The 18,366-nt window shown below is 29.0% G+C and carries 23 protein-coding genes and 2 riboswitches; of the genes, 14 read left to right on the top strand and 9 right to left on the bottom strand.

The window, feature by feature from the left end:
- Window position 1: 1 nt before the first annotated feature.
- The 3 genes from AC5YGA_RS06465 to AC5YGA_RS06455 are packed head-to-tail and all read left to right on the top strand — an operon-like array spanning window position 2 to window position 2,229.
- Window positions 2–1,087 carry a mechanosensitive ion channel family protein gene (locus AC5YGA_RS06465; RefSeq protein ID WP_415308304.1) on the top strand — a complete coding sequence of 362 codons (1,086 nt, stop codon included), beginning with the start codon at window positions 2–4 and terminating at the stop codon, window positions 1,085–1,087.
- Entirely contained in the window at window positions 1,084–1,374 is a 291-nt protein-coding gene (locus AC5YGA_RS06460; protein WP_415308303.1) for a YggT family protein, read from the top strand. Before AC5YGA_RS06465 ends, AC5YGA_RS06460 begins: the two co-directional genes overlap by 4 nt.
- A 9-nt stretch (window positions 1,375–1,383) precedes the next feature.
- Window positions 1,384–2,229 (top strand): bifunctional 5,10-methylenetetrahydrofolate dehydrogenase/5,10-methenyltetrahydrofolate cyclohydrolase, encoded by an 846-nt coding sequence (locus AC5YGA_RS06455; protein WP_415308302.1) that lies wholly within the window; start codon window positions 1,384–1,386, stop codon window positions 2,227–2,229.
- Window positions 2,230–2,268: 39 nt separating this feature from the next.
- On the opposite strand, the gene AC5YGA_RS06450 is transcribed toward AC5YGA_RS06455, so the two are convergent.
- Window positions 2,269–4,803, bottom strand: a complete 2,535-nt coding sequence (locus AC5YGA_RS06450) for an ABC transporter permease (RefSeq protein ID WP_415308301.1) — start codon at window positions 4,801–4,803, stop codon at window positions 2,269–2,271.
- Complete coding sequence (locus AC5YGA_RS06445; protein ID WP_415308300.1) at window positions 4,787–5,452, bottom strand: ABC transporter ATP-binding protein; 666 nt, start codon at window positions 5,450–5,452, stop codon at window positions 4,787–4,789. The genes AC5YGA_RS06450 and AC5YGA_RS06445 overlap by 17 nt, the downstream gene beginning before the upstream one ends.
- On the opposite strand from AC5YGA_RS06445, the gene AC5YGA_RS06440 reads away from it, so the two are divergent.
- Genes AC5YGA_RS06440 through AC5YGA_RS06430 form a run of 3 tightly spaced genes read left to right on the top strand, consistent with a single transcriptional unit; the run spans window position 5,451 to window position 6,916 of the window.
- Complete coding sequence (locus tag AC5YGA_RS06440; RefSeq protein WP_415308299.1) at window positions 5,451–6,068, top strand: arylesterase; 618 nt, start codon at window positions 5,451–5,453, stop codon at window positions 6,066–6,068. The two genes, AC5YGA_RS06445 and AC5YGA_RS06440, sit on opposite strands and share 2 nt — an antisense overlap.
- A gap of 5 nt (window positions 6,069–6,073) precedes the next feature.
- Window positions 6,074–6,241 carry a hypothetical protein gene (locus AC5YGA_RS06435; protein WP_415308298.1) on the top strand — a complete coding sequence of 56 codons (168 nt, stop codon included), beginning with the start codon at window positions 6,074–6,076 and terminating at the stop codon, window positions 6,239–6,241.
- 21 nt (window positions 6,242–6,262) lie between these two features.
- On the top strand, window positions 6,263–6,916 hold the full coding sequence (locus tag AC5YGA_RS06430) for a class I SAM-dependent methyltransferase (protein ID WP_496169990.1): 654 nt from the start codon (window positions 6,263–6,265) through the stop codon (window positions 6,914–6,916).
- Window positions 6,917–6,929: 13 nt separating this feature from the next.
- Here AC5YGA_RS06430 and AC5YGA_RS06425 read toward each other — a convergent pair whose 3' ends face one another.
- Window positions 6,930–8,021 (bottom strand): PQQ-dependent sugar dehydrogenase, encoded by a 1,092-nt coding sequence (locus AC5YGA_RS06425; protein WP_415308296.1) that lies wholly within the window; start codon window positions 8,019–8,021, stop codon window positions 6,930–6,932.
- Entirely contained in the window at window positions 7,996–8,706 is a 711-nt protein-coding gene (locus AC5YGA_RS06420) for an SDR family NAD(P)-dependent oxidoreductase (RefSeq protein ID WP_415308295.1), read from the bottom strand. Before AC5YGA_RS06420 ends, AC5YGA_RS06425 begins: the two co-directional genes overlap by 26 nt.
- Window positions 8,707–8,733: 27 nt before the next feature.
- On the opposite strand from AC5YGA_RS06420, the gene AC5YGA_RS06415 reads away from it, so the two are divergent.
- The 8 genes from AC5YGA_RS06415 to AC5YGA_RS06380 all read left to right on the top strand — a co-directional run bounded on the left by AC5YGA_RS06415 (window position 8,734) and on the right by AC5YGA_RS06380 (window position 14,509).
- The gene (locus AC5YGA_RS06415; protein WP_415308294.1) at window positions 8,734–10,224 is read left to right on the top strand and encodes a cryptochrome/photolyase family protein; all 1,491 of its coding nucleotides are present in this window, start codon (window positions 8,734–8,736) and stop codon (window positions 10,222–10,224) included.
- A gap of 5 nt (window positions 10,225–10,229) precedes the next feature.
- The gene (locus tag AC5YGA_RS06410) at window positions 10,230–10,559 is read left to right on the top strand and encodes a hypothetical protein (RefSeq protein ID WP_415308293.1); all 330 of its coding nucleotides are present in this window, start codon (window positions 10,230–10,232) and stop codon (window positions 10,557–10,559) included.
- Window position 10,560: 1 nt separating this feature from the next.
- Window positions 10,561–10,683 (top strand): DUF2256 domain-containing protein, encoded by a 123-nt coding sequence (locus tag AC5YGA_RS06405; protein ID WP_415308292.1) that lies wholly within the window; start codon window positions 10,561–10,563, stop codon window positions 10,681–10,683.
- Complete coding sequence (locus AC5YGA_RS06400; protein WP_415308291.1) at window positions 10,680–11,093, top strand: YqaA family protein; 414 nt, start codon at window positions 10,680–10,682, stop codon at window positions 11,091–11,093. The genes AC5YGA_RS06405 and AC5YGA_RS06400 overlap by 4 nt, the downstream gene beginning before the upstream one ends.
- A gap of 130 nt (window positions 11,094–11,223) precedes the next feature.
- A riboswitch (SAM riboswitch) is annotated at window positions 11,224–11,289 on the top strand.
- Between the two features lie 69 nt (window positions 11,290–11,358).
- The gene (locus AC5YGA_RS06395) at window positions 11,359–12,420 is read left to right on the top strand and encodes a homocysteine S-methyltransferase family protein (RefSeq protein WP_415308290.1); all 1,062 of its coding nucleotides are present in this window, start codon (window positions 11,359–11,361) and stop codon (window positions 12,418–12,420) included.
- Window positions 12,421–12,423: 3 nt separating this feature from the next.
- Window positions 12,424–12,488: riboswitch (SAM riboswitch) on the top strand.
- Window positions 12,489–12,493: 5 nt separating this feature from the next.
- Window positions 12,494–13,048 (top strand): OsmC family protein, encoded by a 555-nt coding sequence (locus AC5YGA_RS06390; protein ID WP_415308289.1) that lies wholly within the window; start codon window positions 12,494–12,496, stop codon window positions 13,046–13,048.
- 95 nt (window positions 13,049–13,143) lie between these two features.
- Complete coding sequence (locus tag AC5YGA_RS06385) at window positions 13,144–13,752, top strand: MarC family protein (RefSeq protein ID WP_415308288.1); 609 nt, start codon at window positions 13,144–13,146, stop codon at window positions 13,750–13,752.
- Window positions 13,753–13,789: 37 nt separating this feature from the next.
- Window positions 13,790–14,509 (top strand): type 1 glutamine amidotransferase, encoded by a 720-nt coding sequence (locus AC5YGA_RS06380; RefSeq protein WP_415308287.1) that lies wholly within the window; start codon window positions 13,790–13,792, stop codon window positions 14,507–14,509.
- On the opposite strand, the gene AC5YGA_RS06375 is transcribed toward AC5YGA_RS06380, so the two are convergent.
- The 5 genes from AC5YGA_RS06375 to AC5YGA_RS06355 are packed head-to-tail and all read right to left on the bottom strand — an operon-like array spanning window position 14,504 to window position 18,366.
- Window positions 14,504–15,655 (bottom strand): FAD-binding domain-containing protein, encoded by a 1,152-nt coding sequence (locus AC5YGA_RS06375; RefSeq protein ID WP_415308286.1) that lies wholly within the window; start codon window positions 15,653–15,655, stop codon window positions 14,504–14,506. The two genes, AC5YGA_RS06380 and AC5YGA_RS06375, sit on opposite strands and share 6 nt — an antisense overlap.
- Window positions 15,656–15,661: 6 nt before the next feature.
- Window positions 15,662–16,042, bottom strand: coding sequence for a phosphate-starvation-inducible PsiE family protein (locus AC5YGA_RS06370; RefSeq protein WP_027306873.1), 381 nt, complete (start codon window positions 16,040–16,042; stop codon window positions 15,662–15,664).
- Window positions 16,042–16,500, bottom strand: coding sequence for a hypothetical protein (locus AC5YGA_RS06365; protein ID WP_415308285.1), 459 nt, complete (start codon window positions 16,498–16,500; stop codon window positions 16,042–16,044). The genes AC5YGA_RS06370 and AC5YGA_RS06365 overlap by 1 nt, the downstream gene beginning before the upstream one ends.
- Before the next feature lie 56 nt (window positions 16,501–16,556).
- Window positions 16,557–17,174 carry a DsbA family oxidoreductase gene (locus AC5YGA_RS06360; protein WP_415308284.1) on the bottom strand — a complete coding sequence of 206 codons (618 nt, stop codon included), beginning with the start codon at window positions 17,172–17,174 and terminating at the stop codon, window positions 16,557–16,559.
- Window positions 17,175–17,178: 4 nt separating this feature from the next.
- Complete coding sequence (locus AC5YGA_RS06355; RefSeq protein WP_415308283.1) at window positions 17,179–18,366, bottom strand: argininosuccinate synthase; 1,188 nt, start codon at window positions 18,364–18,366, stop codon at window positions 17,179–17,181.

Here is an 18,366-nt window from a genome sequence, read left to right as displayed (position 1 = left end):
TATGGACATATTTAATAATTTTAGCGACCTGTTTATTTCTGTTTGGTCTAATGGAATTCGTGGAGTTGATATTTTTCAAATACTTATTGGTATAGGAATATTTTTTATTTTCTTAGTTTTTAGAGGAATAATAAGTAAAGTTATTATTAAAAGACTAGAAGCCATCGCAAAGAGAACTACAAATAAATTAGATGACACTTTTGTTCATGCAATGGTGGGACCTGCTAGATTTTTACCAATCGTTTTGGGATTTTTTATTGCAAGCTACTATATGTCTTTTGGTGAAGATGCTAGAGCTGTAGTTGATACAATTAACAGAACACTGATCACTATTTTAATTTTCTGGTTAATACATCAAATTGTTGAACCAATTTCTTATATTTTAAGTGGGTTAGATAAAATGTTAACTCGTGAGTTAATTGGTTGGATTATTAAATCTTTAAAAATTTTAATTTTTATTTTAGGTTTAGCTGCTGTTCTTGAACTTTGGGGAATAAAGATAGGACCAATTATTGCTGGACTTGGTTTATTTGGTGTCGCTGTCGCTTTAGGTGCTCAAGATTTATTTAAAAATTTAATTTCAGGAATTTTAGTATTAGTAGAAAAAAGATTTAAGATTGGAGACTGGATTTTAGTAGAAGGTATCATTGAAGGTATCGTTGAAAAAATCGGTTTTAGGTCAACTGTTTTAAGAAAGTTTGATAAATCTTTAGCTATAATTCCTAATTTTCAATTTGCTGAGAATGCAGTTATAAATATTAGTGAAACTACTAACTGGAGAATAGACTGGGCAATAACTCTTCAATATGACACTACAGTTGATCAACTAAAAAAAATAAGAAATGAAATTGAAGAACATATCAAAAAAAGTGATGATTTTGATAAAGCTGTTGGGATTGCAGTGAGAGTTGAAAAGTTTTCAGATAGCTCTATAGATATGAGAGTTAGATGTTTTACTACCTCTAATAGTTTTGCTACATGGCTAGAAGTCAAAGAAAAACTTGCAATTGAAATAAAACAAATTGTAGAAAGGAATAGTGCAGCTTTTGCTTTCCCAAGTCAGTCAATTTATATTGAAAAAAAATGATAGCTATTTTTTACTTAGCTCTTCAAATATTAAAGCTTTATTCTTATGTGGTGATTGCAAATGTAGTTATCAGCTGGTTAGTTTCCTTTAATATTATAAATACTCAAAATAGGTTTGTTTATTCAATACTAGAAATGACTTATCGATTAACTGAGCCGATGCTTCATAGGATAAGACGATTTCTTCCTAACTTAGGATCACTGGATATTGCGCCGGTAGTATTACTGTTATTGATTTGGTTTATAGAAATGTGTATGAAGCTTTACATTGCACCAATGATTTTTTAAGGAAATTATATGATTTTAATAGATGGAAAAAAAATAGCAGCTGAACTTAGAGAAGAATTGAGACAAGAGGTTGTAAAACTAAAAGTTAAACATAATAAAATTCCAGGACTTACAGTAATATTGATTGGAGATATGGCCCCTAGTCAAATTTATGTACGTATGAAAGAAAAAGCTGCGAATGAAGTTGGGTTAAAATCTGAAGTAATTAGATATCCAGGTACTGTGGAAGAAAAAACAGTATTAGACAAAATTGAAGAGCTAAATAAAGATGAAAGTATTTCAGGAATTTTAGTTCAATTACCATTACCAAAACACATAGATAAACAAAAAGTTATTGAAACTATCTTACCTGGAAAGGATGTTGATGGATTTCACCCAATGAATGTTGGAAATCTTTCATCAGGTTACGAAAGTTCAGTTCCTTGCACACCTTTAGGATGTTATTTAATGATTAAAAAAATTGAGCCTAATTTGAGTGGAAAAAAAGCTGTTATGATTGGTAGATCAAATCTAAATGGTAAACCAATGGCACAGTTGCTTTTAAAAGAAAATTGTACCATAACAATTACTCATTCAAGAACAAAAGATTTAAAAGCAGAATGTTTAGAAGCAGACATTATTGTTGCTGCAGTCGGTATTCCAGAGCTTGTAAAAGCTGATTGGGTTAAAAAAGATGCAATTGTAATTGATGTTGGAATAAATAAAACTGACAAAGGTATTGTTGGAGATGTTGCATTTGATGAGGTTTCAAAAGTTGCAAGTGCTTTGACACCTGTTCCAGGTGGAGTAGGACCAATGACAATTGCTTGCTTGTTAAAGAATACTATTGAGTGTTTTAAAAGATCTCAGAAATAGATTCTTTAAAAGATATTTTATCAAATTAAGATTAATTTTTTATTGATTTCTAATCAGGGGATAAACTTTTGGGTTTAAATATTTTAAATTTGTTAACATAATTAAAGCTAACGTTATCAAACCAATACTTCCACTAATGTTAAATAATATTTGCAAATCCAATTGCCAAACTAATTGAAAGATGTTTTCAATAACATAATAAGAGCCAATTACAGCAAAAAATATTGCGATTAGTATTACTGAAAAAAATATTAAAACAAATTCTATAACAGAAGATAGAATAATTTCTTTTTTTGAAAAACCTAAAATTTTAAAAACTAAGTTTTGAAACTCTTTAATCTTACCTTGTACAATAATTGCACTAGAAATAACAATTAAGCCTATAATAATTGTAATTGCTGAAATCAAAATTACAGCGATAAAAACTTTATTTAATATATTAGTTACTTTTGTAAGATAATCAGCAATTCTTATAATTGAAATACTTGGTAGTATTTCTAGTAGTTTGGTTTCTTTGAATTTTGTTTGATCCTCAAATTTAGCTGTTGCTAAATATTCGTGTGGAATAGTGTTTGCAAATTGTGGATTGAACAACATAGCAAAATTTATAGATAAATCTCTATAATCAACTGCTCTAAAATTAACTATCTTTCCTTCAATCTCTCTTCCATAAATATTAAGTGTAAAAATATCTCCTAACTTTATATTAAAATCTTTTGCAACTTCACTATCTAATGAAATTTGAAGTTTGTTAGGTATTGATAAATCCCACCATTCACCTTTGGTTATTGGATTGTCTTCAGGAACTTCAGTGGCCCATGATGAACGCCGATCACTTCCAATTACCCAATAACTATTGTTGTCTTGTTTAATATAAGTTCTTGGATCTATTCCATTAATCTTAACAATGCCTGTCGCAACCAAAGGTACTATTTCTAATTTTGCACTAGAATCCATTTTAGTAATTGCACTCTCAAATAAATCTCGATCAGAGTTCTGAATCCCAATAAAAAAATAATCAGGTGCAATCTCAGGAATAGATTTTGCAATTTCTCTTTTAAAATTTGTACCAACTAATGCTAGTGTTAATAATAAAGTAACGCCCAAACCCAAAGACATAATTGTGATTGGAGTAATGCCTTTTGTTTGAGTAATATTCTTAATTGAAATTTTAAGAGGAATATTAGACATATTTTTTAAACTTTTTAATAAAAAAACAATAAATTTTGAAAGTAAGAAAAAAACAATTAAACAAATAAAAAAAGCTATAAAATAAAACAAACTATATAAAGGTCTTGCTGAGCCAATGATGAATAACATCATTAAAGCTGATAAAAATAATAAACTTACAAAAATAGACTTTTTTGAATAATAAAATTGTAAATTTTGAAATACATTTCTAAATAAGTTAGAAGCTTTTACTTGATCAATTGCATTAATGGTTGGAATGGAAAAAATGATTAACACCAACATGCCAACAAGAAATATTTTAATAAAATTAGTCAATGAAAATAAAGGTTTAATATTTAATCCTAGACCCTCAGATAAATATATATCAGCTACAGGAACCAATAAAAAACTTAAAGCATATGAAGCAACACTTACAAAAGTAAGTAAAATTAATAATTGCAGATAATATATTGTTTTTATGTTTAATGAAAAAAACCCCAAAGCTTTCTTCACTGCAATAGACATATTGCTTTGATTAATAAAAGATAACAGGGTATTTGCGATACCAATACCAGCAATTAACATAGCGCTAATAGATACAAGAGATAAAAATTGTGAAAAATTATCAATTATTCTTCTAAGACCGCTAGCTGAATTTTCAGGATAACGTAGTCTTACTGTAAGATCATCTTTAAATATTTCCTTAATTTTATTCCTAGTTACTTTTGTGTTGTCTCCTTCATTAAATTTAACCTTATATTCATAATTTAAAAAACTACCCAAACTATTAAGTTTTAATAGTTCTAAAGTTTCTTTACTTGTTATTGCAAAATCACCAAATGCTACAAAGCCACTTACATCAGGTAGTGATTTTATCACTCCAACTACTGTAAATAACTTATTTTGGACTTTAATTTTTTCATTCACTTTGAGATTTAAAGTTTTAAAGATATTTTCATTAACAATAATGGTATTTTTTTCTTGATGAATTCTATCCATTGCTCCAACAGGCTCATGAACAACTTCTCCATATAGTGGGTATTTTTTATCAACAGTTTTAATTCGAGTGAATAATGATTGATTATTAACATTTACTGATGAGACCATGGTTGTAAATTCAACCATTACAGAAATTGTTGTAAACTTTCTTACTTTATCAACTAATTCTAAATTTCCCTTCACTCTATTATAATCAATTTCAACATCTCCCCCTAATAAAGATTTAGCATTATCATCTAGTTCTTTTTTTAAACTATCTTCAATAGTTAAAATCGCACTTAAAATAAAAAGACTGATAAATAAAGTGAGGATAATACTAAAAATTTTGCGATAGTTTCTAACAAGATCTCTAAAAGCATATTTTAAAATTAAATTAAATTCAGAAATTTTAAGCAATTTTTCCATCTTTAATTTTAATTTTTCTTTTTGCTTTATTGGCTAACTTTGGATCGTGAGTTACCATGATTAAAGAAGAACCCTCTTCTTTGACATACTTAAATAATATATTTGATATCATTATTGAGTTTTCACTATCCAGATTACCAGTTGGTTCATCAGCTAATATTAATTGAGGTTTCATGGCTATTGCTCTTGCTATAGCTACTCTTTGTTGTTCTCCACCTGACAATTGACTTGGTAGATTATTAAACCTTTTCTTTAATCCAAATCGATCTAATAATTCTTTTGCTTGTTGTTCAGGGTTTTTAAGCTTGTTTAGCTCTAAGGTTAAAGCTACATTTTCAACTGCTGTATAATTTGGAATTAAATAAAAAGATTGAAATACAATTCCAATACTTTTTCTTCTTATTTCAGAAACTTCATCCTCAGAAAGAGTAGTTAAATCTTGGTCTTGGAAATAAATTTGTCCTGAGGTTGCTTTCTCTAAACCTCCAATTAACATAATTAAACTAGTTTTTCCTGAGCCACTTTCACCAACAATAGAGATAGTATCCTTTTTCTTCGTTGTTAAATCAATATTGTTTAAAACTTTTATGGTTTCTTTGTTAGTTTGGTATTTAAGATTAATCTTTTTTAATTTAAGAAGAGTAGTCATGAATAAAAGTTTTATTATTAAAATAATTATATTCTGTTTAGTTACTATAAAAGTATCTGCAATAGAAAAAATTATGCTATTTGGTGATAGTTTGATGGCTGGGTACGGCTTAAAGAACGAACATCATTTATCGGTAATTTTACAAGAAAAATTAATATCCGAAGGTTATAAAATTGAAGTAGTCAATGGTAGTGTTTCTGGAAGCACCTCTTCTGGTGGTGTAAACCGAATTGAATGGACACTTTCCGAGCCTAATATTGATTTAGTAATTTTAGGTCTTGGTGCAAATGATATGCTCAGAGGCATTCAGCCCAAAGAGACTAAAAAGAATTTAGAAAAAATAATAATAACTGCACAAGACAATAATATTAAAGTAATTTTGGCAGGCATGATTGCACCAACTTCCCATGGGACTGAATATAAAAATAATTTTGATCAAATTTATCCAGATTTGTCAAAGCAATATAATTTACAATTGATACCTTTTTTACTAGAGGGTGTTGCTTTAAAACCTGATTTAAATTTAAGTGATGGAATGCATCCAAATGAAAAAGGTACAATTATTATTAGTAAAACTTTACAGGAAATTATTTTAAAAGATATTTCTTCTAATTAATAACTATGGACAAAAAACCTTATCATCACTTATCAGATGGAACTTTTAGAGAACCAGAAAGGTCACCTGTAAGATTTAAAGTTAGTGTAGAAAAATATGGTTTTAGTAAAGAAGATGCTATAATATTTAAGCTTGGAGAGATTACTCCATTAAATAATATAATTAGTGACTAAGATAATTTTTACATTCTCAATATGGCTATGCATATTTATAATAAAATAAAATTTTTTTCTTTTGAAAAAAAAATGATCAACTATCTTTGTGAGGGTTGGTCAAATAAAAGGCATTGGAATTTTTTTCAAGAAGTATTCTCAAGAAAAAAAAAATTTAAAAACATAGCTCTACTTGGTGTTTATAGAGGTAGAGACCTAGGATATATGTGCTCAGCTTTAAAAAAAAACAATGGTAAAGATTTTCATATTTACGCTATAGATTTATTTGATTTTAAAACTCCATTTAGAAAAGTAGGTAATAAAAAAATATGGCAACAAGATACAAATATTTTAGAGCCATCAATCCAAAATTCAAAAAAAATAGTAAAATTGCTTGGTTGTAAAAAAAATGTAACTTTTATTAAGGGTGATTTTTTAAAAATAAAAAAGCTAAAATCAAAGCTTGACTTTGCTTATATTGATATCGGGCATGATTATAACACAACATTTCAAGCAATAGATATTTGTAAGAAACTTGGAAGTGAAAATATTGTATTTTCAGGAGATGATTTTTATGATGGTTATACTTTGGGTACACCTTGGGGTGTTAAAAAAGCTGTAAAAAAAAAATTTAAAAAATTTAAAATTCATTACGATTATATTTGGGAGTCCTCTTTAAAAAACTATAAAATTTAATTTCTAATCAAGATTAACTTTTCTCCATCAACCATAAAGCATTTTCACTTAAGAAAAATATTTTACCATTTGACGGATGAATTTGAATATCTCTTATTCTTCCAACATTATTTTTAAATATAAGATCTTCTTTCACATTAGTTAGATCATTAAATATTAATTTCCTTAAAGATTTGTCTTTTAAAGAAGTAACTAGTGCATGCCCATTCCATTCTTTAAATTCATTTCCTTTATAAATTGTAATAGCACTAGTAGCTATGGAAGGTACCCAATATTGAATCGCTTTAGTAAAACCTGGCTTCCATTTAGGACCTATCTTTGTCCCTGAGTAATTTTTTCCACCCCAGCCTAAAATTTTCCATCCATAATTTTCTCCTTTTTTAGTTTCTCCAAACCAATCGCCACCTCTTGCCCCGTGATTACTTAAATATATTTTTCCATCATAATCAGAGAGTGTTAAACCTTGTGGATTACGAACACCTATTTGATAGATTTCAGGTAACCACTTTTTCTTACCTTCAAATTTTGGATTATCTTTTGGAATACTGCCATCAGTGTGAATTCTAATAATACTACCAGGATGTTTTGTGGGATCTTGAGCAATCATGCCTTGGCCTCGTTCGCCAGCTGATGCATAAATATAATCACCCTTAATCGCTAATCTTGAACCAAAATGATAACCAGAATCTATTGGAGGGTTTGCTTGAAAAATATTCTTAAAATCTAATTCTTGTTTATTTAATTGTGCTTTTGCAATTGATGTACTTGTTTTCGAATTCCCCCTATTTTCTGAATAAGAAATCCATAGTGTATTATCTTGGTGAATAATATCTAATAATCCACCTTGGCCAACCTCTAGAAAATTAAGATTATGTTTAATCTCTGTAACTTCTTTTGAAATAACATTAACAATTTTAATTTTTCCACTTTTTTCAGTAATAATGATTTCATTATTATTAATAAATGAAGATCCCCAAGGCTCATCTAATACTATTATTTTAGTGAATGTATAATTGTTGGAATAGCTTTTTGAAGCAAATAAAAGAAAAAAAAATATTAATAAAAAATATTTTTTCACCTTAAGAAAGTTTTGATCTACCACCATCAACAGCTATTATCTGTCCAGTAATCCAAGAACTCTCTTCAGTAATTAAAAATTTAGCAAGCGCTGCAGAATCTTTTCCTTCACCCAATCTTTTAAGAGGATGAGCTTTAGCAATTCCTTCTGCAATTGCAGGATTTTTTAACATTGGCTCTGCGATTTTAGATTTTGATAAACTTGGTGCAATACAATTTACCCTAATATGTGGAGCAAACTCAGCAGCCAGTGTAACAGTTAACCCTTCAACAGCAGCTTTAGCAGAGGCAATAATTGTGTGATTAGTAAAACCTCTTTGAGCGGCAACAGTTGAAAATAAAACTACTGAGCCTTTATTCTTTTTTAAACTTTCTTGAAATCCTTTTATAGTCTCAATAGCTGAGTAAAGGTTTAGTTTCATACATTTATTCATATCAGCTTCTGTAACCATTCTTAATGGTTTTAAATCAATAGAGCCCACACAGTAAGCGACACCTTTGATATCATTAATATCTGATTTTACTCTTTCTATAAACCCATCCTCTAAAACGTCAGCAACTGTATAAGAGCAACCCAATTTTTCTGCGATTGCTTTAACTTCACTTTCATTTCTTGCAACTAGATGAATATCATTACCTGAATTTTTTAATTGTTCAGCTAAGCTAGAACCTACAGAACCTGTTGCACCAAAAATAAGATATTTTTCTGACATATAATTTTTATTTAGTTATATTAAAATATGAAATTATTTTTTATACTCGGCAATCAGTTATTTCCACCAAAATACGTAGACCGCTACAAAAAGGACCACTCTTTTTATATGGCAGAAGACTACGAATTATGTACTTATGAAAAGCATCATAAGCAAAAGATACTGCTATTTCTATCTTCTATGAGGTCTTATGCGGATATGCTTAAAGCGAATAAATACAAAGTTGAATATTCTAAAATTGAAGACAAAGATTTTAAAGATACCTATTTTAAGAAATTAAAAACTATCGTTAATCAAAAAAAAATTACTGAAATTTCAAGCTTTGAGGTTGAGGATAAATTTTTTGAAAAGAAAATTTCTAAATTTTTAAAAAAAGAAAAAATAAATTGGAATATTGTTCAAACTCCAATGTTTTTAAACTCAAGAAATGAGTTTAAAAGTTATTTAGCAAAATCAAAAAAACCTTTTATGGCAACATTTTACAAAGAGGTTCGTAAAAAATCTGGAATATTAATGGGAGCAGATGGAAACCCTATTGGGGGCAAATGGAGTTTTGATGAAGACAATAGAAACAAACTACCTAAAGATATTTCCATACCTAAATTCCCAAAAATTAACGAAACCAATCATACTAAAAAATTAAAACCAATTATTGAAAAATTATTTAAAGATCATCCTGGTAGCATAAATGATTTTTGGCTTGCCACTGAATATAGTGATGTTGTTAAGCTTTTAGATTTTTTTATTAAAGAAAAATCAAATTTATTTGGTGACTATGAAGATGCTGTTAATCAAAAAGATAATATTTTATTTCACAGTGCATTAAGTCCGTACATTAATTTAGGATTGATAACTCCTGAAATTATTATTCAAAAAATTTTAGAATTTCATAAAAAACACAAAATTAGAATGAACTCGCTTGAAGGTTATATTCGCCAAATAATAGGCTGGAGAGAGTTTATGCGTGGAATTTATCAAGGTTATTCTGATGAAATGGAAACTAAAAATTTTTTTAAACATAATAGAAAAATGAAAAAATCTTGGTATGAGGGCACAACAGGTTTGCCACCACTGGATCATGCAATTAAGAATGCAGTTAGCCATGGCTGGTCTCATCATATTGAAAGATTGATGATTTTATCAAATATAATGAACCTTTGTGAAGTGAAACCAACTTATGTTTATAAGTGGTTTATGGAAATGTTTGTGGACTCATCTGACTGGGTGATGGTTCCTAATGTTTATGGAATGGGCTTATTTAGTGATGGAGGTATTTTTGCAACGAAACCATACATTTGTGGATCAAGTTATTTTATGAAAATGATGGATTTTAAAAAAGGGGAATGGTGCAATACGATGGATGGCCTGTACTGGAGATTTATAGATAAAAATAGAAAATTTTTTTTAAAGAACCCCAGATTATCAATGATGGTTTACGTTTTTGATAAAATGAAAGATGAAAGAAAGAAAATGATTTTATCTGAAGCTGACAAGTTTATAAAATTAAATACAAACTAGATTATATGTATATTTCAATAACAGGATTAAAAACAAAAAATTTTTTATCTGAAATAAAGTTTTGGATACTTACAATACCAGCCTTTAGAGCAGCTCAAAAAGCAGAAGGTAATTTATTTTGTGAAACAAAAAAAGTAAATGGTTATCAACATACAATAACAGCATGGAAAGATAGAAATATGATGATTCAATATTTAACAAGTAAGGTACACGCCAAAGCAATGAAAAATTTTAGATCAATTGCAACTGGATCAACCTATGGCTATGAAGGTGATCAAATACCATCTTGGAAAGAAGCTATAGGACTTTGGCAAAAAAATTATAAAGAATATTAAATTGAAGAAAAATAATTTACCATCAAAGATTTGTCTTACTTGTAAAAGACCTTTTACATGGCGTAAGAAATGGAAATTAAATTGGGATAAAGTCAAATACTGTTCTAAAAAGTGTTCTAAGTGATTTATTTATCTTTATTTACTATATCTTTTTTAGCAGCAACAATCTTACCTCTGTCATCAGAACTTATGTTGGCTGGCTTAATTGCAACATCTAATTATGATAATTTACTATTATTAATTGTTGCAAGTTTTGGAAATGTTTTGGGATCAGTTGTTAATTGGATCTTAGGGTTTTATTCAAGAAATTTTACCACAAAAAAATGGTTTCCTTTTAAAGGTAGACAAATTGAAAGCTCTTCAAAATGGTTTGATAAATTTGGTAAATGGTCATTATTGTTTGCCTGGGTACCGATTATTGGAGATCCATTAACATTAGCAGCAGGATTACTTAGGGTTAAATTTACGGAGTTTTTGATTTTGGTCATAATTGGTAAAGTTAGTAGATACTTTATTATTTATTATTTTATTTGACAGTTATCGAAATAAGTAGTTATATGTATTTGCGCTGAGTTAAGTTTACTTGCAGAGCGCTTTATAAATCCTGCTAAAGCGACACTTCAACCACCGCTTTAGACAGGTGGTTTTTTTTTATCTTTCATAAAATTAAATCGGGCAGTTGAACCATATTGTGCGCCCTGCATTTTGCTTAAGCACTAAAAAGGAGAAAAGAGGCCTATGGATTTAACCCTCTTGTTAGTTTGTTACCTTTTTTCTCCAAAAAACTTGGAGAAAAAAAATGAGTACAAATAGATTAAAAGAAAGATTAGATAAAGGACCTGTTATATGTGCAGAAGGTTTTTTATTTGAGATAGAAAGACGTGGATACATGTCATCTGGAGAGTTTGTCCCAATGGTTTCATTAGACCATCCAGAAGTTCTTGAAAATTTACATAGAGAATTTCAACATGCGGGATCTGATGTTGTTGAAGCCTTTACTTATAATGGACACAGAGAAAAAATGCGAGTTATTGGTAAGGAAGAACTTCTTGAGCCCTTAAATAGATCAGCACTTAAGATTGCAAAAAAAGTAGCGCTAGATACACCTAAAGGGTCTAAACCAAATTTGATGGCAGGTAATATTTCAAATTCAAATATTTGGAAACATAACGATCCACAATCTCAAAAAACAGTTGAAGGAATGTTTACAGAGATGGTTGGTTGGGCTGTTGAGGAAGGGGCTGATATGTTGATTGGTGAAACTTTTTATTATGCTGAAGAAGCTTTTAAAGCACTTGAGGTTATGAAAAAAACAGGCTTGCCAACAGTTCTAACAATTTCTCCAATGGGTGAAAATAAAATGAGAGATGGAAAATCTGTTGTTGATACCTGCAAAGAACTTGAACAACGTGGAGCTGATGTTGTTGGTTTAAATTGTTTTAGGGGGCCAGCTACAATGTTTCCTTTTTTAAAAGAAATTAGAGAAGCAGTTAAATGTCATGTTGGAGCTTTACCTATTCCTTATAGAACCAGTGAAGATTACCCAACATTTTTTAATCTACCAGACAGAAGTAATTGTCAGTGTCCATCACCTCATGGAAGAACGTTTCCAACAGCATTGGACCCACACTTTTGTAATAGATATGAAATAGGTAAATTTGCAAAAGATGCTTATGAGCTAGGTATTAATTATTTAGGGGTATGCTGTGGAGCAAACCCAATGTTGATTAGGGAAGTTGCTGAGTCGATTGGTTTAACTGTTCCAGCAAGTAAATACCGAGAGAATATGGAAAATCATTTTATGTATGGAAAAAATAAAAGAATTCCAAAACATATGACTGAATATGGAGACAAAGCATAAACAAATTAAGAAGGGCATTTAACTAAATTGTGCGCCTGACATATGTCGAAGCACTAAAACAGGAGATAAAAAAATGAGTAATAATCTAAAAGAAACAATAAGTAATCTACAGAAGGATTTTACAGCTAATCCAAAAAATGCTGTAGTCCAATATGAAAGCAACTCAATTCTTAAAGAAGGACTTCAATCTGTGGTCACTCTTAGAGAACATAAATTAGTTGTTGATGAACCCAAAAGTTTTGGTGGAAAAGACGAAGGACCCAGTCCAGTAGAGTTGATTTTAGCAGCTTTAGCAACGTGTCAGGAGATAACGTATAAAGCATTTGCTACAGCCGCTGGTATTAATATTGAGAGTGTTAGTGTTAATTTAAAAGGTGAATTAGATCTTCAGGGTTTTTTAGCTTTAAATAAAGATACTAGACCTGGCTTTCAATCTATTTCTGGCACTGTTGATATTAAATCGTCTTCACCTAAAACTGAAATAGATAAATTAATTGATACGGTAAATACACATTGTCCAGTATTAGATATTTTATCAAAAGGAGTTCCTATTAAATTATTTCAAAAGGTTACTCAGAGTGCTTTTGTTAATAAAGAACAAACTGAACAAAGAGCAAGTGTTGCTTAGCTAACATAATTTAGGCCTTATGAAAAATAGTGCTTAATCATAAATATTTAGTTACCTAGGCTTACTAAGTTTAGGTAACTATGTTACACAAGCTAATGCTTGAAATATTTATTCAAACTTTCTTTTTATATTTTATTGTTATAGATCCACTAGGAAATACACCATTATTCTTAGCAGTAACTCAAAACATGAGCAGCCAACAAAGAGTTAAAACTGCATTGAGTGCAACAATAATTGCATCAATCATATTGCTATTCTTTGCATTTCTTGGAAGCACTTTATTAAGTTATTTGAATATATCTTTTCCAGCATTTACAATTGGTGGAGGTATCATTTTATTAATAATTTCTATGGAAATGTTATTTGATAAAAGACAGCAAAGAAAAGAAGATGACATTGATTTTAATTCTGAAAATGTAAGTGTATTTCCTTTAGCAACACCTATTATAGCAGGACCTGCTGCAATCACATCCGTTATTGTCTCGGTTTCAGATATGGGAAATAATTTTACAAACCAATCTGTTGGAATGGTTGCTTTAGCTTCAGTTTTAATTTTAACTTTTATATTTTTTTTTACTGCTTCAAAGTTTTCACAATTAATAAATAAAAAAGTTATTAGCGTTATTTCAAGAGTGATAGCAATCATTCTAGTTGGACTAAGTGTTCAATACATTTTAGACGGGATAAAGACTTTTTTAGCTTAAAATATTGTTATAGGGTTCATTCTATATAAATTTAGTAATGAATATAATTGTCTTACAACACATTAAGATTGAAGACCCAGGATTTATCAAGGATTTAATGTTGGCTGATGGATTTAATCTAACTACAATAGAATTAGATGAAGGTGAAAAAATTCCTAATGATCTAAGTAAATTTGATGGAATGTTTTGTATGGGAGGTCCAATGGATACTTTTATGGAAGAAGAATATCCTTGGTTAATTGAAGAGAAAAAAAGAATTAAAGAATTTGTAGTTGATTTAAAAAAACCTTATTTAGGTTTTTGTTTAGGCTGTCAATTATTAGGTGAAGTTGTTGGAGGTAAAATAGTTAAGTCAAATCCTGCTGAGATTGGCATTATGGATGTAAATTTTAGTAAAAACAAAGTGAGAGATAATTTATTTTCAAAGTTTCCAGAAAAAATTAAAAGTTTACAATGGCACTCTTATGAGGTGCAAGGGATAGAGAATAATCAAGATATTACTTTGTTGGCCTCATCGCCTGTAACCAAATATCAAATTTTTAAATATCAAAATCATGCTTATGGAATTCAATTTCATATCGAGATTAAAGACACAACAGTTAAAGAGTGGGGTTGTGTGCCTGAGTATAAAAAAGTGCTTGAGGATCAATTAGGAAATGAGGCTTTAGAAAAATTTGATAATGCTGCTAAAGATAATATGTTCGATATGAATAATTATTCTAAAATTCTTTACAGTAATTTTAAAAAACTTTTATAAAAAGTTAAAATTAGCAATAATTTTTGGAATATAATTTTTGAAATTAAAAAAACCTTTATTGCAATATTGCCAAGAAAATTGATCTAATTTTCTGTATAAAAATTTAATATTTTTTAAATCGTTTAATTTAATAAAATCTAAATTTTCACCAACAGTCGGATAAAGAGCATAGACTTCTTCTGTAATATTCTTTAAATCATTAATATTAATAATTTCACAATCAATTGATTTTTTTTCTAATCTTGTTTTTTGATCTTCTAAGAGATTAGCTTTGAAATCTAATACTTTTTCACTTAATTTAATAAACCTATTCTCGTTGCTGTTGGAAACTAATAAAGCTTTTTTAAATTTATGTTCTTTAAAATCTGAGAATTCAAAGGCCATATTGTTTTCAAATATTAATAAAGTTTTACCCTCTAAAATTTCAGAGTTTAAAAAATCTTTTTTATTAATGGAGTAAGTTTTATCACTAAATATTGGTGAAGCATTTTCATTAAGTTTTATGTTTTTAAACTTATTATTGGTAAATTTATTTATATTCCACTCACTTGCTAAATAATGTTTACCTTGAGTTTGAACTCCAGCTACCCACCTCCAACCAAGTGTGTTAGATGCAGCATCACCATCATAAAGATGTTGCATAAAAAACTCAGCTCCCAATTGCCATGGTAATTCTAGTGTAAAAATCCAAATACTCGCAAACCACATTCTTGTGTGGTTATGAAGATAATTGTTTTCTTTAAGTTCAATTACCCATTGATTAAAGCAATCCATGTTAGTTTTGCCTTCAATAGCATTAAGATAATTTTGATTATTTTTAAATTCATCTTTAACTTTACTTAATTCTACTAAGTAATCTGACCAAACATTTGGTCTTAATTCTAACCAACCTTTCCAATAAACACGCCACAGAACTTCCTGAATAAATTTTTCATTTTTTGCAAATGAAAACTTTTTAAGGGATTTATCAATTACTTCTAATTCATTAATTGTTCCGTGGGTTATATAGGGAGATAAACAAGAAATATTAGATCTATTATCAGGTCCAAAATCAAAATTTCTTAGTTTTGAATAATCTGTAAGATTTTGTTCAATAAAATTATTTAATTGATCAACGGCTTTAGCCCTTGAAGCTTTAAATATCATTTTAAATTATTTAGATTTTCTTTTCTTAAGGCCTAATTTATCACTATGTCTCAATCTAAGAATAACTATTGCAGATGCAATTAAAACTATAGCTATAGCTTCATAGACTAATGCTGATGGATCCATTTCTTTTCCTTGCAATATAATAAATCGTGCAAGAGCCGTGATGGCAATTAAAAGAGGCAAAGTTATACTGATTGATTGCTGATTCCAAAAAACACGAACCATTGCTAAGACTTCTAAATAAAGAAACATTAAAAGTAAATCTGCTAGCATTACAGATTGATTTAGAAACATATTATTAATTTCCATACCAACTGCAATTACAGTACTTACTAAAATAATGCACATTAGTGCTAACTGTAAATTTTTTGCTATTTTATCCATTACTTATCTTTACTAAATGGTAGCCATTTTTCAAACACTGATTTTGATGGACCATCATATGGAATTGAATAAGAGCTAGGGTTAGGACTTGTTAAAATTTCTATTCCCTTAGAAAATACAAAGATAAATACAATTACAAATACAATAACCATGATTTTAAACGGATCAAAATTTTTGGTTTTGAAAACACTACCAGATTGTGCTTCTGCTTTATGAAAATGCTTGAATGTCATGTAGACTGCAAAAATAAGTCCGATGTGTGCTATATAAAGACCAGCCCAACCAAAGGCAAAAGATGTATAAGAAAAAATATATAAACTAAAAACAGTTGTCCAAACGAAGCTTAGAACTAATAAAATTTGCAATCTCACAGATCTTGGCAAAGATCTTAGGTCGTTTTTACTGTCATCAAATAAAATATTTGCTGCATCTATCATCCAATTTTTTAGTGCTTCCATTCAACCAGAATAGATATTTATACGTTAAAGGCAAAGGATAAAGTGTCCTTTAATTTTTAGCTTAAATTGGACTTTATTGCACTTTCTAAACTTGCAGAGCTTTGAGCACCTGAAATAAAATCTATTCCTATTTCAAAGAAAGGCACTCCATTAATTTCTTTTTCTCTTGCAATTGAAATATATGAATTAACTTCCTCAATATTTTTTAAATTAAAAAAATTATTAATTACATCTGTATTAATATTAAATTCTTTTCCAATATTAATTAAGATCTCTTTATCTCCAATATCAAGACCTTCAATAAAATATGATTGATATATTTTTTCTTTAATTTCGTTGTGCACATTAGATTGTTCAGCTAATTTAATTAATAGGTGAGAAAATACTGTATTGGGTGTTTTCTTTATCTTATCTAGATTAAAATTAAGATCTTCCTTTTTAGCTTCATTAGTCATTTGATCGTACATTGATTGAGCAAACTCTTTTCCTCCAAACTTTATTTCTAAGTACTTGCTTCTTTCAATTCCTTCTTTGGGCATGTCAGGATTTAATTGAAATGGGATGTGCTCTATCTCAAACTTAGTTTTAGGAAAATTTTTTAATGCATTATTTAATCTTGCTTGACCAATAAAACACCATCCACAAATTGTATCAGCAAATATTTTTATTTTCATTAACTTATGAACGAAGCTTTTGTTTATGAAAGTTAATAAATCGTTCTACATTTGATTTATTAAAAGTTTTATTTTCTTCAAAAGAAACTTTTTTCATTGAGTAAGCAATACTTTTTGTCTGTCTAGACATTATTGTAATATTGCCCTTGTATAATTTAAGCTTAACGGAGCCATTAACTTTATTCTTTTTAAGGTCGACAATTTTTTGAAGTTTAAATCTTGCTTTTGAGTACCAATAACCATTGTAAATAAGCTCAGCATATTTAGGCATAATTTCATCTTTTTTATGCATAGTTTCTTTATCTAAAGTAACAGATTCAATTGCTCTATGTGCTGACATTAATAGTGTTCCACCAGGTGTTTCATAAACACCTCTAGACTTGATCCCGATAAATCTGTTTTCAACTAGATCAACTCTACCTATTCCATTTTTACCAGCAACATCATTAAGTTTTTCTAATAAATTTCCAGGTGATAGTTTTTCCCCATTAACAGTTATTGGATCTCCATTTTTAAATCCTATAGTTACAAATGAAGCTTTGTTAGGTGCTTTTTCAGGTGACACCGTTCTTTGAAAAAGAAACTCAGGAGCTGAATTTTTTGGGTTTTCTAAAACCTTACCTTCAGTTGATGTATGATATAAATTATCATCAATAGAAAAAGGAGGAGCACCTTTTTTATCCGTAGGAATTGGAATATTATTTTTTTTTGCATATTTAATTAAATCTGTTCTAGAGTTTAATTTCCATATTCTCCATGGTGCAATAATTTTTACCTTTGGCCCAAAGTAATGATAGCCTAATTCAAATCTTACCTGATCATTTCCTTTGCCAGTTGACCCATGTGAAACGGCATAAGCTCCAAATTTTTTAGCAGCAGCAATTTGTCGTTTTGCAATTAGGGGTCTTGCAATTGAAGTACCCAATAAATAAACACCCTCATAAATTGCATGCCCTCTAAGCATTGGAAAAACGTAATCTTTTACAAAAACATCTTTTAGATTTTCAATAATAATATTTTTTACACCTAATCTTTTTGCATTCTTTATGATTTTTTTTCTATCAATTTCTTGGCCTACATCAGCAGTGTAGCAAATAACTTCTGCATCATAATTCTCTTGAAGCCATTTTAAAATAATAGAAGTATCTAGTCCGCCTGAGTATGCAAGGACAATTTTTTTTTTAGATTGCAT

The sequence above is a fragment of the Candidatus Pelagibacter sp. uisw_091 genome (assembly GCF_059512525.1).
This window is presented reverse-complemented; position numbering and strand designations above follow the sequence as displayed.

Bases quoted from the DNA above. Each gene is read 5' to 3' on its own strand.
- AC5YGA_RS06465 (WP_415308304.1), top strand. From the start codon at position 2: ATGGACATATTTAATAATTTTAGCGACCTGTTTATTTCTGTTTGGTCT.
- AC5YGA_RS06460 (WP_415308303.1), top strand. From the start codon at position 1,084: ATGATAGCTATTTTTTACTTAGCTCTTCAAATATTAAAGCTTTATTCT.
- AC5YGA_RS06455 (WP_415308302.1), top strand. From the start codon at position 1,384: ATGATTTTAATAGATGGAAAAAAAATAGCAGCTGAACTTAGAGAAGAA.
- AC5YGA_RS06450 (WP_415308301.1), bottom strand. From the start codon at position 4,803: ATGGAAAAATTGCTTAAAATTTCTGAATTTAATTTAATTTTAAAATAT.
- AC5YGA_RS06440 (WP_415308299.1), top strand. From the start codon at position 5,451: ATGAATAAAAGTTTTATTATTAAAATAATTATATTCTGTTTAGTTACT.
- AC5YGA_RS06445 (WP_415308300.1), bottom strand. From the start codon at position 5,452: ATGACTACTCTTCTTAAATTAAAAAAGATTAATCTTAAATACCAAACT.
- AC5YGA_RS06435 (WP_415308298.1), top strand. From the start codon at position 6,074: ATGGACAAAAAACCTTATCATCACTTATCAGATGGAACTTTTAGAGAA.
- AC5YGA_RS06430 (WP_496169990.1), top strand. From the start codon at position 6,263: ATGGCTATGCATATTTATAATAAAATAAAATTTTTTTCTTTTGAAAAA.
- AC5YGA_RS06425 (WP_415308296.1), bottom strand. From the start codon at position 8,021: ATGGTGGTAGATCAAAACTTTCTTAAGGTGAAAAAATATTTTTTATTA.
- AC5YGA_RS06420 (WP_415308295.1), bottom strand. From the start codon at position 8,706: ATGTCAGAAAAATATCTTATTTTTGGTGCAACAGGTTCTGTAGGTTCT.
- AC5YGA_RS06415 (WP_415308294.1), top strand. From the start codon at position 8,734: ATGAAATTATTTTTTATACTCGGCAATCAGTTATTTCCACCAAAATAC.
- AC5YGA_RS06410 (WP_415308293.1), top strand. From the start codon at position 10,230: ATGTATATTTCAATAACAGGATTAAAAACAAAAAATTTTTTATCTGAA.
- AC5YGA_RS06395 (WP_415308290.1), top strand. From the start codon at position 11,359: ATGAGTACAAATAGATTAAAAGAAAGATTAGATAAAGGACCTGTTATA.
- AC5YGA_RS06390 (WP_415308289.1), top strand. From the start codon at position 12,494: ATGAGTAATAATCTAAAAGAAACAATAAGTAATCTACAGAAGGATTTT.
- AC5YGA_RS06385 (WP_415308288.1), top strand. From the start codon at position 13,144: ATGCTTGAAATATTTATTCAAACTTTCTTTTTATATTTTATTGTTATA.
- AC5YGA_RS06380 (WP_415308287.1), top strand. From the start codon at position 13,790: ATGAATATAATTGTCTTACAACACATTAAGATTGAAGACCCAGGATTT.
- AC5YGA_RS06375 (WP_415308286.1), bottom strand. From the start codon at position 15,655: ATGATATTTAAAGCTTCAAGGGCTAAAGCCGTTGATCAATTAAATAAT.
- AC5YGA_RS06370 (WP_027306873.1), bottom strand. From the start codon at position 16,042: ATGGATAAAATAGCAAAAAATTTACAGTTAGCACTAATGTGCATTATT.
- AC5YGA_RS06365 (WP_415308285.1), bottom strand. From the start codon at position 16,500: ATGGAAGCACTAAAAAATTGGATGATAGATGCAGCAAATATTTTATTT.
- AC5YGA_RS06360 (WP_415308284.1), bottom strand. From the start codon at position 17,174: ATGAAAATAAAAATATTTGCTGATACAATTTGTGGATGGTGTTTTATT.
- AC5YGA_RS06355 (WP_415308283.1), bottom strand. From the start codon at position 18,366: ATGCAATCTAAAAAAAAAATTGTCCTTGCATACTCAGGCGGACTAGAT.